11 protein-coding genes and 1 pseudogene are annotated in these 12,813 nt (G+C 60.1%); 6 read left to right on the forward strand and 6 right to left on the reverse strand.

All coding sequences use genetic code 11. From position 1 onward, the window contains the following. Positions 1 to 26: 26 nt before the first annotated feature. From VHC04_RS01815 to wrbA, 4 genes and pseudogenes are all read right to left on the reverse strand, one after another. Positions 27 to 881 (reverse strand): annotated as a pseudogene (locus tag VHC04_RS01815) (NAD(P)/FAD-dependent oxidoreductase); the annotation flags it as partial. A gap of 83 nt (positions 882 to 964) precedes the next feature. Beyond that, on the reverse strand, positions 965 to 1,342 hold the full coding sequence (locus VHC04_RS01820) for a phasin family protein (protein ID WP_325677334.1): 378 nt from the start codon (positions 1,340 to 1,342) through the stop codon (positions 965 to 967). A 265-nt stretch (positions 1,343 to 1,607) separates the two neighbouring features. After that, positions 1,608 to 1,988, reverse strand: a complete 381-nt coding sequence (locus VHC04_RS01825) for a DoxX family protein (protein ID WP_325677336.1) — start codon at positions 1,986 to 1,988, stop codon at positions 1,608 to 1,610. 69 nt (positions 1,989 to 2,057) lie between these two features. Beyond that, positions 2,058 to 2,657, reverse strand: coding sequence for an NAD(P)H:quinone oxidoreductase (wrbA, locus tag VHC04_RS01830; RefSeq protein WP_325677338.1), 600 nt, complete (start codon positions 2,655 to 2,657; stop codon positions 2,058 to 2,060). A gap of 246 nt (positions 2,658 to 2,903) precedes the next feature. Here wrbA and VHC04_RS01835 point away from each other — a divergent pair, with 246 nt between their 5' ends. Both VHC04_RS01835 and VHC04_RS01840 read left to right on the forward strand, forming a co-directional pair. Continuing rightward, positions 2,904 to 3,581: a TetR/AcrR family transcriptional regulator gene (locus VHC04_RS01835; protein WP_325677340.1), complete on the forward strand. Its 678-nt coding sequence runs from the start codon at positions 2,904 to 2,906 to the stop codon at positions 3,579 to 3,581. 186 nt (positions 3,582 to 3,767) lie between these two features. Continuing rightward, the gene (locus VHC04_RS01840; RefSeq protein WP_325677342.1) at positions 3,768 to 5,546 is read left to right on the forward strand and encodes a glycoside hydrolase family 15 protein; all 1,779 of its coding nucleotides are present in this window, start codon (positions 3,768 to 3,770) and stop codon (positions 5,544 to 5,546) included. Positions 5,547 to 5,622: 76 nt separating this feature from the next. Here the strand turns inward: VHC04_RS01840 and VHC04_RS01845 are convergent, their stop codons facing one another. Both VHC04_RS01845 and VHC04_RS01850 read right to left on the reverse strand, forming a co-directional pair. After that, a complete protein-coding gene (locus VHC04_RS01845) occupies positions 5,623 to 6,327 on the reverse strand; it encodes a potassium channel family protein (protein ID WP_325677344.1) in 705 nt (234 codons plus the stop codon). A gap of 4 nt (positions 6,328 to 6,331) precedes the next feature. Then, positions 6,332 to 6,982, reverse strand: coding sequence for a TetR/AcrR family transcriptional regulator (locus VHC04_RS01850; protein ID WP_325677347.1), 651 nt, complete (start codon positions 6,980 to 6,982; stop codon positions 6,332 to 6,334). 116 nt (positions 6,983 to 7,098) lie between these two features. Here VHC04_RS01850 and VHC04_RS01855 point away from each other — a divergent pair, with 116 nt between their 5' ends. The 4 genes from VHC04_RS01855 (at position 7,099) to VHC04_RS01870 (ending at position 12,464) form a co-directional block, all read left to right on the forward strand. Further along, positions 7,099 to 8,682, forward strand: coding sequence for an efflux transporter outer membrane subunit (locus tag VHC04_RS01855; RefSeq protein WP_325677349.1), 1,584 nt, complete (start codon positions 7,099 to 7,101; stop codon positions 8,680 to 8,682). A 79-nt stretch (positions 8,683 to 8,761) separates the two neighbouring features. After that, complete coding sequence (locus VHC04_RS01860) at positions 8,762 to 9,916, forward strand: HlyD family efflux transporter periplasmic adaptor subunit (protein WP_325677351.1); 1,155 nt, start codon at positions 8,762 to 8,764, stop codon at positions 9,914 to 9,916. Beyond that, positions 9,913 to 11,430 (forward strand): DHA2 family efflux MFS transporter permease subunit, encoded by a 1,518-nt coding sequence (locus VHC04_RS01865; protein WP_325677353.1) that lies wholly within the window; start codon positions 9,913 to 9,915, stop codon positions 11,428 to 11,430. Before VHC04_RS01860 ends, VHC04_RS01865 begins: the two co-directional genes overlap by 4 nt. Before the next feature lie 137 nt (positions 11,431 to 11,567). After that, positions 11,568 to 12,464: a ferritin-like domain-containing protein gene (locus tag VHC04_RS01870; RefSeq protein WP_325677467.1), complete on the forward strand. Its 897-nt coding sequence runs from the start codon at positions 11,568 to 11,570 to the stop codon at positions 12,462 to 12,464. The last annotated feature ends 349 nt before the right edge of the window (positions 12,465 to 12,813 follow it).

Raw genomic sequence — 12,813 nt, forward strand, 5'->3', positions numbered from 1 at the left:
CGGGCCGCGAGCCGGCCTTGCCGCACGGCGTTGTCCCAATGCTCCAGGTTCCGCCTGCACGCGAATACCGGATCGTAAAAGTCCACCGTATCGCCGGCGGCGAATACGCCCTCTGCGGTCGTGTGCAGCATCGCGTCGGCTTGGATGAACCCTCTTTCATCCAGAGCTATGCCGCTGCCCTGGAGAAACGCGGTACAGGGGACAACGCCGGAAGCCACGACCGCGAGATCGACCGGCAAAGCATCGCCACGCCGCGTCTCGATTCTCTCGAGACGATCCTTGCCGATATAGCGCTTGACCGTGTCTTCCAATCGAACGTCCATGCCGTGCTGCCGCGCGACCGATTGAAAGAACGTCGAGATCTTCGGTGCTTCGATGAGAGGGAGAAGACGGGGGCCGGACTCGATTACGGTCACGGCCAGCCCCAACTCCTGCAACGTGAAGGCAACTTCCATCCCGAGATAGCTCGCCCCGATGACGACCGCCCGGCGCGCTCCCTTTGCCGCACTACGGATGGCGTCGGCATCCTCTTGTCGCCGGAGATAGAAGATTCCCGGCAGATCATGGCCGGGGGCGTCAGAGCGCCTTGGGGTCGCGCCGGGCGCAAGCAAGAGTTGCCCGTATCCGATGGTCTCCGAACTGGCGATACAAACCATTCGATGGGCTGGATCAACCGCGGTCACGGAAGCGCCAAGACGAAGCTCGATCCCCTGCGCTGCGTAGAAATCGGGGGGATGCACAAGCATTTCTTCGACGTTGGTTGTCCCGAGGAGGTAGCTCTTGGACAGCCTCGGGCGGTGATAGGGCGGAATCACCTCCGCCGAAAGGATCGCGATGGTTCCTGTGGCGCCTTCGCGCCGCAGGGTCTCGGCTGCCGTCGCGCCGGCGAGGCCCCACCAACGATCAGATAATCAACCGTCGTTGATGCAGTAAGATTGGGCTTTGACCGGGCCATGACGGACGCTCAGCCTTGCTTGGTCTTTCCGCTCTCCGCGTCGCCGGTCAGTCCGATTTTCTTGAATTCCTGGAGGATGGTCAGCGTGTGGTTGGCACTCCACAGCATCTGCAGGCGCGCGACCTCCTGAAGGCTACGCGCTTCAACAAGTCGGTTGAGATGGTCGCAGTTGGCATTCATCCCGGCTTCCATCAGGGCGACGCTCGCTCGGAATATCTGGTCGACCCGAGCACGCAGCACGTCCACAGCTTGGGTGTAGGCGTCGGTCATAGCGCGCGACGCCTCCAACACAGCTTGCGTGGATTCCTTTACCTGCCTAGCTCCGGTGCCGACAGTCTCCCGCAGGTTTGCCGCCAGCGGATCGGTGGACGTCTTCTGTTGCTCCATGGAGGTTCTCCTAAGTGGGGCGGCGTGCGCCGCCGGGTGGGTGCGTTGCTTCCTTCGATTCACTTGAAACGCGGGTACTCCTGGGTCGCGGGCCTGAAAGGGCCTTGCCGCCGCTTTTGCGAGCCCGGTGAGCGTGGCGAAGATGTTGAGCCGTGAGCCGCGAATGATCGCGGCTTTGATCGGCACCGACGCGGACCCTTCGACAGACGCCACGTCCGTCCAAACAGGGGCTCGGTTTGGACGAACTGTGCGCGTCGGGTGCCATCTACCAACCCAGCTTGCCTCTGTAGCCCCAGGCGACGAAAGCGGAGAGCGCCAGGAGTCCGAAATTGAGGGGGGCCATTTTGTCGTGGCGCTTCATGTGTACGCGGATGGCAAGAATCTGAACCACCGTCAGGCAGATCGCGGCCAACTCGGTAAGCCAGGGAAGAATTCCCGTGAGAACTGGCGCCACAAGCCCGATCACCCCTGCGCCTTCGGAGACACCGATAAAGCGGATGAGTCCCAGAGAGTAATCAGCGGGCCAACCCCACATTTTTATCAGCTTTTCTTTCGTAAAGAATGTCTTGGCAACAAACGCATAAGAATACAGAATTACGAGCGGTACTGTGGCGACCCACAGCCAGAAGGTTAACGTCGTGAACATGGCAGATATCCTCGGAGATGCAGCACACGGGTTGTGGACAGGAAGAGAGAGCGGGCGGTTTTCCCCGCTCTATCCAAAGACTTTTCCAGCAACCTTCGCGATGTGCTCACCTTGGAATCGCGCGCCACCAAGTTCGACTTCGTTCGGCTGTAACGACAGGGTCTTTCCTGCGATGGTCGTGGCGCCGTATGGAGATCCGCCGGCAACACGATCATCATCGAGCTGGGCATGATAGGTGTAAGGCAGGCCGATAACGATCATTCCATGGTGCAGGAACACCTTATGCATCGAGAGCAGCGCGGCCTCATTCCCACCGTGCTGGGAACCCGTTGAAGAGAAGGCGCCCGCGAGTTTTCCGACCAAGGCGCCATCTTTCCAGAGTCCCGTGGTTCGAGCCCAGAACGAGCTTACCTGCGCCGCGATGTTTCCGTAGTTGACTGGTGTGCCAACAACGATCGCGTCATAGTCTGTCAGCTCCTTCGGATCGGCCTCGGGATGGTCGGGATTTACCCGGAAACCAGCGGACTCGACGAGTTTGACCGGCACCGTTTCGGGCATGCGCTTTATATCGACCGTGGCGCCCCCTGCGATTGCGCCCTGCGCGACAGCCTGGGCCATCATCTCGATATGCCCATAACTGGAGTAATAAAGGACCAGTACCCTCGCCATCTTGACAGCTCCTGATATAAGGTAAGGTAACACACCTTACCTTATGAGGCAACCTATCGGTGTTTTCACGGCGGGGAATTGATCCAAATCAGACCAAAGCGGTTCCAGCGCTGAAAAATCGACCCAGGGCGTCCGGTTCGGGAAATTTGCCGGGCAGCGTCGAACCCGGACCCAGCAGGAGTCAGCGACCACGTGATGGGTGGTTCGAAAGGTTGCGCTGGAGCCTATCTTGGCCATCATGGGAGCATGGAAGCGAATCGTGTTGTGAACTCGGACCATCCGGTACGAAGGCGGCGAACCACGCCCGAGCAGAAACGCGCCGATATCCTGGATGCTGCCGCGGTGGTCTTCTTCGAGCGCGGCTTCGCCGCCAGCAGCATCGACATGATCATCGAGCGGGTGGGGGGCTCAAAGCGCGCGATATATAAGGAATTCGGGAACAAGGAGGCTCTGTTCGCGGCGCTCGTCACGGAGATCGCCGACGGCGCTTTGGCTGCCTTGGATACGCCAGACAGCAAGTCCGCGGCTCTGGATACGGTTCTCACGAGGTTCGCGCGCAGCCTATTGACAATCTACACGACGCCCAAGCTCATCGGGCTTTATCGGGCCGTCGTCACGGAAGCAGTGCGGTTCCCGGATCTGGCGAGTGCGTTTTTTGACAAGGGACCCGGACGAGCGGCCACGCGATTGGAGGGTATCCTTGACGCCGCGCGCGCACGGGGGGAGATCAAGGCAATCGACGCAAAGCTGGCCGCCGACCACTTCATCGGCATGCTGCGCGACAACCTCCATCTTCAAGTCGTCCTGTGCCTACGTCCGCCGCCTGATACGGCGGAAATCGAGGCACGGGCGGCCGCGGCGGTCACAATTTTCCTGACTGGCATAGAGGCCCCGGGGCATCAAAAAGGGAAACGCGCGCGGTAAAGACCCTGATCTCGCTGCCCCTACGGGCGGTTCGCGGGCAAGGTAGTCGCCAGCCGCAAAGCAGGACCAGCCAGTTCGGGGGCGACGAGTGTTGCTCGGCATCAAAAGGTAAGGTAAGTTACCGTTTCGTCCTGGGCATATTTCCAGGAATGCGCACCTAGCCGTGCTTTGAGGGAAATACGGGCGGTGACAAGCCTCATTGAAGACTACGCCATGATCGGCGATTGCAAGACGGCCGCGTTGGTTAGTCGCACAGGCTCGATCGATTGGCTTTGTCTTCCGCGTTTTGACTCGCCCGCGTGTTTTTCTTCCCTGATCGGTATGGACGAACATGGGGCCTGGCGTATTGCTCCGAGTGCTCAAATTAAAGAAAGCCATAGGCGGTATCTGGACGGAAGCCTGATCCTTATGACCGAGTTCCGAACTTCGAGTGGCCGCGTAGAAGTCATCGACTTCATGCCGATCGTCGACGTGGGGAGCTATGTCATCCGGATTGTCCGAGGCGTCGCCGGCCGGGTGGGGATGCAGTGTTCCATCCTGCCGCGATTCGGATACGGAGAAGCAGTCCCCTGGATTGAGAGGCCGGACAAGCAGACCGCGGTATTCGTTTCTGGTCCCGATATGCTGATCCTGCGATCAGACATCCCACTCGATGGCGAGGATCGATCTGTGAAGGCAGAATTTACCATCGGGAGTGGGGAGACGATCTCGTTCATCTTGACCTATGGCGCCTCCTATCTTGATCCGCCGTGGCGCGTTCAGGCGGACGACGAACTCGATAGGACACAACGGTTCTGGAGCAAATGGTCTAGCCACTCCGCGGATGCAGGCCGCTGGAGTGCTGCGGTCAAACGGTCTCTGGTCACGCTGAAGGGCCTAACCTACGCTCCCTCGGGGGGAATCGTCGCCGCCGCCACGACATCGCTCCCGGAGATGATCGGCGGCAGCCGGAACTGGGACTACAGGTATTGCTGGATACGCGATGCCGCTTTCACGCTCTTTGCATTTCTGAGAGCCGGACATCACGAAGAGGCGCACTCGTTCAGGGATTGGCTGCTCCGCGCGGTTGCGGGGAAACCCGAGCAGATGCAGATCATGTACGGCGTTGGTGGGGAACGGAATCTGGATGAGTCGGAACTACCGTGGCTGCCAGGCTACGAAAAATCGAGCCCTGTACGTATAGGTAATGATGCCGCGGTGCAGGCCCAGCTCGACATCTACGGCGAGGTCTTCGCGGCTCTGACCTTCGCGATGGACGGTGGGTTCGCGCCGGTCGAGCGCAGTCCAAAGCTGCGGCGCGTCATCCTTGAACATCTGGAGAAGGTCTGGTCAAATCCCGACAACGGGATATGGGAAATCCGCGGTAGCCTGCAGCATTTCACCTTTTCAAAAGTCATGGCTTGGGTTGCGTTCGACCGGGCCGCGAACCATGCGGGGCTGACGCCGGACGAAGGGGAGCGCACACATTATCGCAAGATGGCCGCCAGGATTCACGCGGAGGTTTGCGAGCGGGCTTTTAATATCAGGCTTGGATGCTTTACGCAGGCGTATGGGTCACCTCATATGGATGCGGCCTTGCTTCTTTTGCCGATCGTCGGCTTCGTGTCGGCGTCAGACGAACGTATGCTCAACACTGTTGCTGAGATTGAGCGGCGCCTCCTCCGTGGCGGTTTCGTGTCGCGGTACGATACAGACACCAATATCGACGGTCTTCCCCCTGGGGAAGGAGTCTTTCTGCCGTGCAGCTTTTGGCTGGTGGAAAATTACGCTCTTCAGCATCGCTTTGGCGACGCTGAGAAATTGTTTGATCGTCTTCTTAGCGTGGCAAACGACGTTGGCCTTCTGGCCGAAGAATACGATCCCAAAGCAAAGCGGCTGCTCGGAAACTTTCCGCAGGCGCTTAGCCACGTTGCCATGGTGAACGCCGCCTTCGCGCTGATTCGCGCCAGGCAGGGAGTGAGGTAACGGGACACCCGCCTTCCGACCGAGCGATGCGCGAACGACTGCACATGCGCTCGTGAGGGCAATCGCGCGATCGCAGCTACTTTTCGTCTCCCTGCATCGCCCTTGTGACCGCGTATGCAAGCAAGGTCGCCGGGAATAGCTGCCCCATCGTCGCTTCCAGCACAGCCAAGGCCCGTGCCATCGGCTGAATTGGCACGATATCGCCGATGCCGAGTGTCGTCAGGTCGGAGAACGAGAAGTATTCAAGCGCAGCGCGGAGGGCCGCCTGATGATCGGCTCCGGGAAGGTGCGCAAAGGCACTGGGTGAGAACTCGGCGATGAGTCGATACAGGAAGGTGAAAAGCAGACCGATATTAAGGTAAAGCACCACCGCACCGCGCACACGATGTCCAGTGAAGCGGCCTGGACCGTAAACGGCCTTGAACACCTCGATGCTCAGCAGGCTGAACGTGACGACGGCGGCCAGGTCTTCACTGGCGACTGCAACTCGGCTGTTCGGCCAGCACTGGAGTACCGCGACCACGCCGGACAGAAGCAGAGACACCGCGCCGGTGCCAATGCCCCACTTTCCTCGCGACGTGGCGATAAAGATTGATGAGAACGTCAGCGGCAATATTGCCACGATGCCTTGGGGGATGATCGGCCATACTGCCGTAGCGGGAACAAATCCGAATATGGTTACAGTTTGTACGAAGAGCAGCATCGAGAGCGCGGGTTCACATGCCCGCTCCCGGAAAGCATCAAGTCGTTCCAGAAAGGAAAGATGCCCCACGGCGTTCATGGCGTCACTTATCGAGCATGCTCGCGGGAGGTCGCCTGTAGCGGATTCCGTCGAGAAAGATATCGACTGCGGAGACGACAACGGCTTCGACCGCTTCCGGCGTTGGCTCGGGCCTGAGACCCAGCAAAATGCGGAGGTGGAAATTGTCGCGGACCATGCCCATGAAATGGTCGGCCGCAATCGCGCAATCTTCCAATTGTACCTCACCTCTCGTCTGGGCCGCCTCTAATACTTCACAGAGACGTTGAGCCGCCCGGCCGGGGCCTTTGTCATAGAAGGCGCGCGCGAGATCTGGGAAGCGTTGAGCTTCGGTGACGATGGTACGAAAAACGCCGAGCAGCGTCGGCGAAATATAGACATCCATCAGGCGCTTCGCGAATTCGAGAAGCGCCTGCCGGAGATCTCTTTGATCGACCTCGTCCACCCGTAGGGCAGCGAGAGCCTTATCGGCGCTTTCTGTCACGAGCGCCGTGAACAACCCTTCCTTGCTCCCGAACTCATTGTAGATCGTTCGCTTAGACCCGCCGATCCGCTCGATGATCGCGTCGATGCTTGTTGCGGCATAGCCATGCTCAAAAAACACCGCAGCCGCCGCTTCCAACATAGCGGCGCGGCGCTCGTCATGTGTCGGTCTCTTCGCCGCGTGGGCGGCCATCTGAACCTCCTGTCGTCGAACTGAGCACTTGACCGGAACGGTAACTTACCTTACCTCGGTCCACAAGGGTAACGCTAGTTACCGATGTATGCCCGCCGAGCTTCGGTTGGCCGATCGTGGACAAGCCGCGGAGGTGGATTCTGTACGAGCACGTCTATGCCGCTGGCTTCCACTCGAGTGGACCCCACGGCCAAAGCAAAATCCGGCAAGCACCTCGCGCGCCCGCAGGGACGTCCACGCACTCTGTCCGCGTCTCGGACGGGCGGGGGCGCCAACCCCTGCCTCTGTGCGTTGCCGGCCTTCTGTTCGGGAGCTGCCTTCTTTCCGCTTGCACGCCGAACCTCGGTCCGCGGCCGAAGCTGGCGACAGCTCAAACCTACGCGGCGGGAGAGAGCCTTCCTGCTGGCGGCCAGCCATGGCCGCAGGATCAATGGTGGCGTGCCTTCGGTGATCCACAACTGGATGGGTTGATCGACGAAGCCATCGCGAACTCACCGACCATGGCCCAGGCGGCGGCGCGTGTCGCCATCGCCAAATCCCAAATCGAGAACGCGCAGGCGGCTTTGCTGCCGAGCCTGAACGTCATCGGGACGGTCCAGGAAACGCGAATAACGGAAAACCTCGGTCTGCCCTCCAACGGGGACTGGAAAGGGTTGGGTGCCGCGCTGTTGGACGGCAATTACGAGATCGACTTCTGGGGCAAGAATCGCGCCGCCGTCGCGGCGGCGACCTCCACCGCCGAAGCTGCGGCAGCGGATGCCGCAGCGGCGCGCGTGACCCTCGCGGCCGACGTTGCCTCGACCTATTGCGATTTTGCCCGACTAGCGGTCGATCGCGACCTGGCCGCCGATGCGCTTCGAATAAAGCAGGACAGCCTCGATCTGGTCCAAGGTCGCCTGCGGGCGGGCACGGCTCCCAAGCAAGCGCTGGAAGAAGCCGAATCCCAAGTGCAAACGGCGACGGAGCAACTGGCGGCGCTCAACGAATCGCTGGAACTGACCCGGCACGCGATCGCGGCGCTGGTCGGTGCCGGGCCAGACCGTGGCGACCAGCTCGCGCCGCCGAGGCTTGTGAATAATCTTCCCCCAGCGCTGCCCAATGACGTGCCGATCGAGCTTGCCGGTAGAAATCCTAGTCTGGTTGCCGCCCGCTGGCGCGTTGAAGCAGCCGCGTCCCGCATCAAGGTCGCGAAAGCCGCCTACTACCCGAACGTAAACCTGATGGCCGTGTTCGGCGTGCTGTCAATGGGTTTGGGTAACCTGTTCCAAGAAGAGTCCGAACTTGGCTCCGTAGGCCCAGCCATAAACCTGCCGATCTTCGAGGGCGGGCGTCTGGAGGCTGGCTACAGAGGTGCAAGAGGCGAATACGACCTGGCCGTCGCCAGCTACAACGATGTCTTGCTCCAAACATTGCGCGATGCGGCTGACGCGATCGCCTCCCTCAACGCTTTGCAGACTCGCAGCCAGGCGGCGGATGCGGCCGAGCAACAGGCGCAAGCCGCATACACGCTGACCCGAGATCGCTTCAAAGGCGGCCTCACGGATTACGACAGCGTTCTGATCAGCGAGGACGCGCTCATCGAGGCGCGTAACCAGGCCGCCAGCCTGCGCATTCGTGCATTCACGCTCGACATCGCTCTGATGCGCGCCCTCGGCGGCGGATACCACACCTCTATCCCTGAAAACGGGAGCCATGGATGACCCACCTGCGAGGAATTGCAAGTCCAGCTCAGCGTCCGATCGGCGGGCTTTCAGTGAGGCTATCGGAAGGAGCGCGGACATGAGCGGGAATGCTGCGGCAGCGGGCGATACGGGCGAACATGCGCAAGGCAACTCCCAGCGCGCCAAGCTGCGGAAGAAGTTGTTGCTTTCCTTCGGTCTCCTGGTGGTGCTGATCGCTGGTGGCTGGTGGATTTGGTCTGCCTTCTTGGCGCCGCCAACGGTCAGCACGGATGACGCCTATACCAATGTCGAGATCGCACAGGTCACGCCGCTGACCGGCGGCCCGGTGAAGGCCGTCTATGTGGTCAACACCCAGATGGTCCAGGCGGGGCAGGTGCTGTTCGTTCTGGACGGCACGGACCAAAGGATTGCTCTCGACCAGGCGACCGCAGCGCTCGACGCCGCGCGGCGCAAAGTGCGCCAGATAATCGCCAGTGACGCCACTCTCGGCGGTCAGGTGGCGATGCAACAGGCAGCCGTCGAAACGGCGCGGGCCAACCTCATCCAGGCTCAGGCCAATCTCGACAAGGCGAATCTCGATGTCAGGAGGCGGAGGATGCTTGCGGGGCCAGGGGCGGTTTCCGCCGAGGAACTTACCGATTCTCTGACAGCCCAGCGCAACGCCGAGGCGGCGGTCACAATGGCGCACGCCAAGCTCAGCGAGGCAGAAGCCTCCATCGCGGCGGCGACTGGCGCTCAGGCGGCCAACCGCACGCTGTTCGAGGACGCGACGGTCGAGACCAATCCGGAGGTCCTGGCGGCGAAGGCGCGGCTCGCCGCCGCCCAGCTCGACCTTGACCGGACGGTGATCCGCGCGCCCGTCGCGGGGGTGATCGATCAGCGCAAAGTGGACGTGGGCCAAAGGGTGCAGCCTGGTGTGCCGGTAATGGTCGTGGTGCCAATCAACGCCATGTACGTCGATGCCAATTTCAAGGAAAATCAGTTGGGGCATGTGCGACCCGGCCAGCCCGCAACCGTGACCTCGGACCTCTACGGTAGCAGTGTCGTCTATCACGGACATGTCGTCGGATTTGCCGGCGGTTCCGGGAGCGCCTTCGCCGCGATCCCTGCGCAGAATGCGACGGGAAACTGGATCAAGGTCGTTCAGCGCCTTCCGGTGCGCATCTCCCTCGATCCTCAAGAGTTGGAACAGCACCCCCTTCGGGTCGGCCTTTCGATGACCGTCACAGTCAATGTGGGGACGAAGAAATGACCGATAAACCGGAGCCGAACGGCACGCGACCACCACCGCTAAAGGGCGTTGCTCTCCTTCTTGGATGCGTCGCTCTGTCGCTCGGGAACTTCGTGGTTGTGCTCGATACCACCATCTCGAACGTCGCAATGCCGACGATATCGGGCGCGCTCGGCGTCTCCACCGATGACGGCACCTGGATCATTACAGCCTATGCCGTCGCCGAAGCCATAACCGTTCCCCTGACGGGCTGGCTTACCCAGATTTTTGGCGAGGTCAGGCTGTTTATCTTCAGCGTCATCGCCTTTGTCATCTGTTCGGTGATCTGCGGTCTTTCGAGTTCGTTGGGCATGCTGGTTTTGTTCCGAATCCTGCAAGGACTCGCCGGCGGTCCACTGATCCCCCTGTCCTCGACTCTCATGATTTCGATTTTCCCCGAGGACCGTTCAAACGTGGCGATTGCGCTATGGGGTCTCACGACGGTTGTTGCACCGATCTTCGGGCCGATCATCGGCGGCTACATATGCGACAACTACTACTGGGGCTGGATATTTTTCATCAATATCTTCTTCTGCGCCACGGTGGCATCGATCAGTTGGCCGCTTCTACGCGACCGCATTACCGCAATCGCGCGATCGAGAATCGACTTTGTTGGCTTGGTATTGCTGATGGTTTTCGTCAGCGCATTCCAGATCATGCTCGAAAAGGGGCATGATCTCGACTGGTTCAGCTCACCGTTCATCAACGAGATGGCGATCGCCTCCGCGATTTCTGTGGTCCTGCTCGTGATCTGGGAGACGACAGACGACGATCCGGTGCTCGATCTTTCGGTTTTTCTGTCGCGTAACTGGCTGATCTCAACGGTCACGTTGAGCCTGATGTTCGGCCTCTTCTTCGGCAACATCGTGCTGACACCGCTTTGGCTACAACAGATGATGGGTTACACGGCCACCTGGGCCGGATTTGCAACTGCACCAATGGGCATCCTCGCCGTGGTGACGGCCCCGATCGTTGGCAGATTGCTGCCGAAGATCGATCCGCGTCTTATCGTGACCTACGGAATGTGTGTTCTAGCCGTATCGTTCTTCATGCGTATGGGATTCACCACGCAGGCCGACTACGGGAACACCGCGTGGGCGATGTTTGTCCTCGGCGCAGGTGTCCCTGCTTGCCTGATCACATTGACGGCGCTCGGTGTGTCGGATCTGCCTCCGGAAAAGGTGGCTGGCGGCTCCGGTCTCCAGAACTTTCTTCGCGTGCTTTCCATGGCAATCGGTACGTCGCTTACCCAGAATTATTGGCAGAACGCCACCAGGGCCGCGCGCAGCCAGCTTGTGGGTGCCATTGGGTCCTACGGCCACACTCCGCTCCCGGCAAATCTGCCGCTCTTCTCAATGCAAGTGGATGGCCAGGCCGTCATGCTTGCAACGAATGACTTTTATCAGAATGCCACGATCCTCATTCTTGCATTCGCGGCATTGATCTGGCTGGCCAAGCGGCCGAAAGGCCCCTTGCAGCAGGCGGCCCACGGATAATCGACTAACAGAGGCCCGACGGGATCTAGCGGAAGAAACTGGCAATGAATAGCGCTGACGACCAGTTCATTACGGAAGCACTCGTGCCCGGATTCGTGCCTCCCGATCTTCCAACGAAGCCGCCGACACCCGAAGAAATGGAACGTGCGGATCGCACGGCGCGGTATTGGGAAAGTCCCATGCCTGGACGTTTCCGAACGGGTTCGGGCACCCATAAATATGAAGTCTGCCGTATGTTCGAGGAAACCTTCAACCCGTACCGTCCGTCCGTCATTCCGTGGCCAAAACTCGATCAAGAGACGCTAAACCGGATCACGTCATTGCCCATCTGGGACATTGCGGTGCAGACGGAAGGAAAGGCGAGGCTCCGCATGGCAGCCTATGCGGCCACTCTTTTTGATCCGGATATGCGTTCCGCGATCGCCTTGAATGCCTGGGAGGAAAATCGCCATAAGGAAGTCCTATCGAAGCTTGTCGAAGCTTACGGAATCCCGCTGGCAAACGAACCGCCCTATCGCCAACCGCGCGATCCCGAATGGGCTTATCTGATCACCGGCTACAGCGAGTGTATCGACAGTTTCTTCGCATTCGGCCTATTCGATATGGCCAAGCGCTCCGGCTTTTTCCCAATTGAACTGGTGGAGACTTTCGAGCCGGTCATGCAGGAGGAATGCCGCCATATCCTGCTCTTCGCCAACTGGGTCGCATGGCACCGCGCCAACTTATCACTGTTGCGCCGGATTTATTTCGAGATGCGCGTGGCCGCGGCTTGGTTGTTTCTCGGATGGGAACGCATCGGGTTGGCCCGCGGCATGGATGCTCAGGGAAACGAGACCTACCAGGATAATAATTTTACGGTCACTGGCGCCAAGTCGGTAAGCGCCGTCGATGTTCGTCTCCATGAGGTGATGGCGGCCTGTCTGCAAGAAAATGGTCGACGCTTCGCGGGTTATGACCCGAGGCTCTTGCGTCCCAAAACGATGCCACGACTGGTGAGAATGGCCCTTCCGCTCTTACGCAGGTTGCGGTGGTAGACGACCATTACAGGAAGAGTTCACTGCCCCGGGGGAAAAGCGATTCCGGAAGATGGGCAGCTCGTACTGCTGGAATTGCGGATCACGCTGACGGCAGCGGCCAACATTCATAGTCGCGGTCCGATCGGTCAGTTCCGCGATGGATGTCCTATGATCAATCCATGCCTTTGCTGGGGTTCGCCGGGACCTGGGTCAAACCGGCGCCGCCCCCTCCCGAGAGGTCCGGATGTCGTTGCCTGCGATTGCGCGCACCGAATGGCATTGGCACTCGCCGCTGCCGGAAGGATTTTGCCGACAACACGGCATGACCGCGTGCTTGGCATCAGCACCTATGCACATATCGCGCGGC

The sequence above is a fragment of the Rhodopila sp. genome (assembly GCF_035548095.1).
Lineage (GTDB): Bacteria > Pseudomonadota > Alphaproteobacteria > Acetobacterales > Acetobacteraceae > Rhodopila.

What these genes read in the sequence shown, in the direction of transcription:
- VHC04_RS01820 (WP_325677334.1), bottom strand. Translation starts at nt 1,342, where the DNA reads ATGGAGCAACAGAAGACGTCCACCGATCCGCTGGCGGCAAACCTGCGG.
- VHC04_RS01825 (WP_325677336.1), bottom strand. Translation starts at nt 1,988, where the DNA reads ATGTTCACGACGTTAACCTTCTGGCTGTGGGTCGCCACAGTACCGCTC.
- wrbA (WP_325677338.1), bottom strand. Translation starts at nt 2,657, where the DNA reads ATGGCGAGGGTACTGGTCCTTTATTACTCCAGTTATGGGCATATCGAG.
- VHC04_RS01835 (WP_325677340.1), top strand. Translation starts at nt 2,904, where the DNA reads ATGGAAGCGAATCGTGTTGTGAACTCGGACCATCCGGTACGAAGGCGG.
- VHC04_RS01845 (WP_325677344.1), bottom strand. Translation starts at nt 6,327, where the DNA reads ATGAACGCCGTGGGGCATCTTTCCTTTCTGGAACGACTTGATGCTTTC.
- VHC04_RS01850 (WP_325677347.1), bottom strand. Translation starts at nt 6,982, where the DNA reads ATGGCCGCCCACGCGGCGAAGAGACCGACACATGACGAGCGCCGCGCC.
- VHC04_RS01860 (WP_325677351.1), top strand. Translation starts at nt 8,762, where the DNA reads ATGAGCGGGAATGCTGCGGCAGCGGGCGATACGGGCGAACATGCGCAA.
- VHC04_RS01865 (WP_325677353.1), top strand. Translation starts at nt 9,913, where the DNA reads ATGACCGATAAACCGGAGCCGAACGGCACGCGACCACCACCGCTAAAG.
- VHC04_RS01870 (WP_325677467.1), top strand. Translation starts at nt 11,568, where the DNA reads ATGGAACGTGCGGATCGCACGGCGCGGTATTGGGAAAGTCCCATGCCT.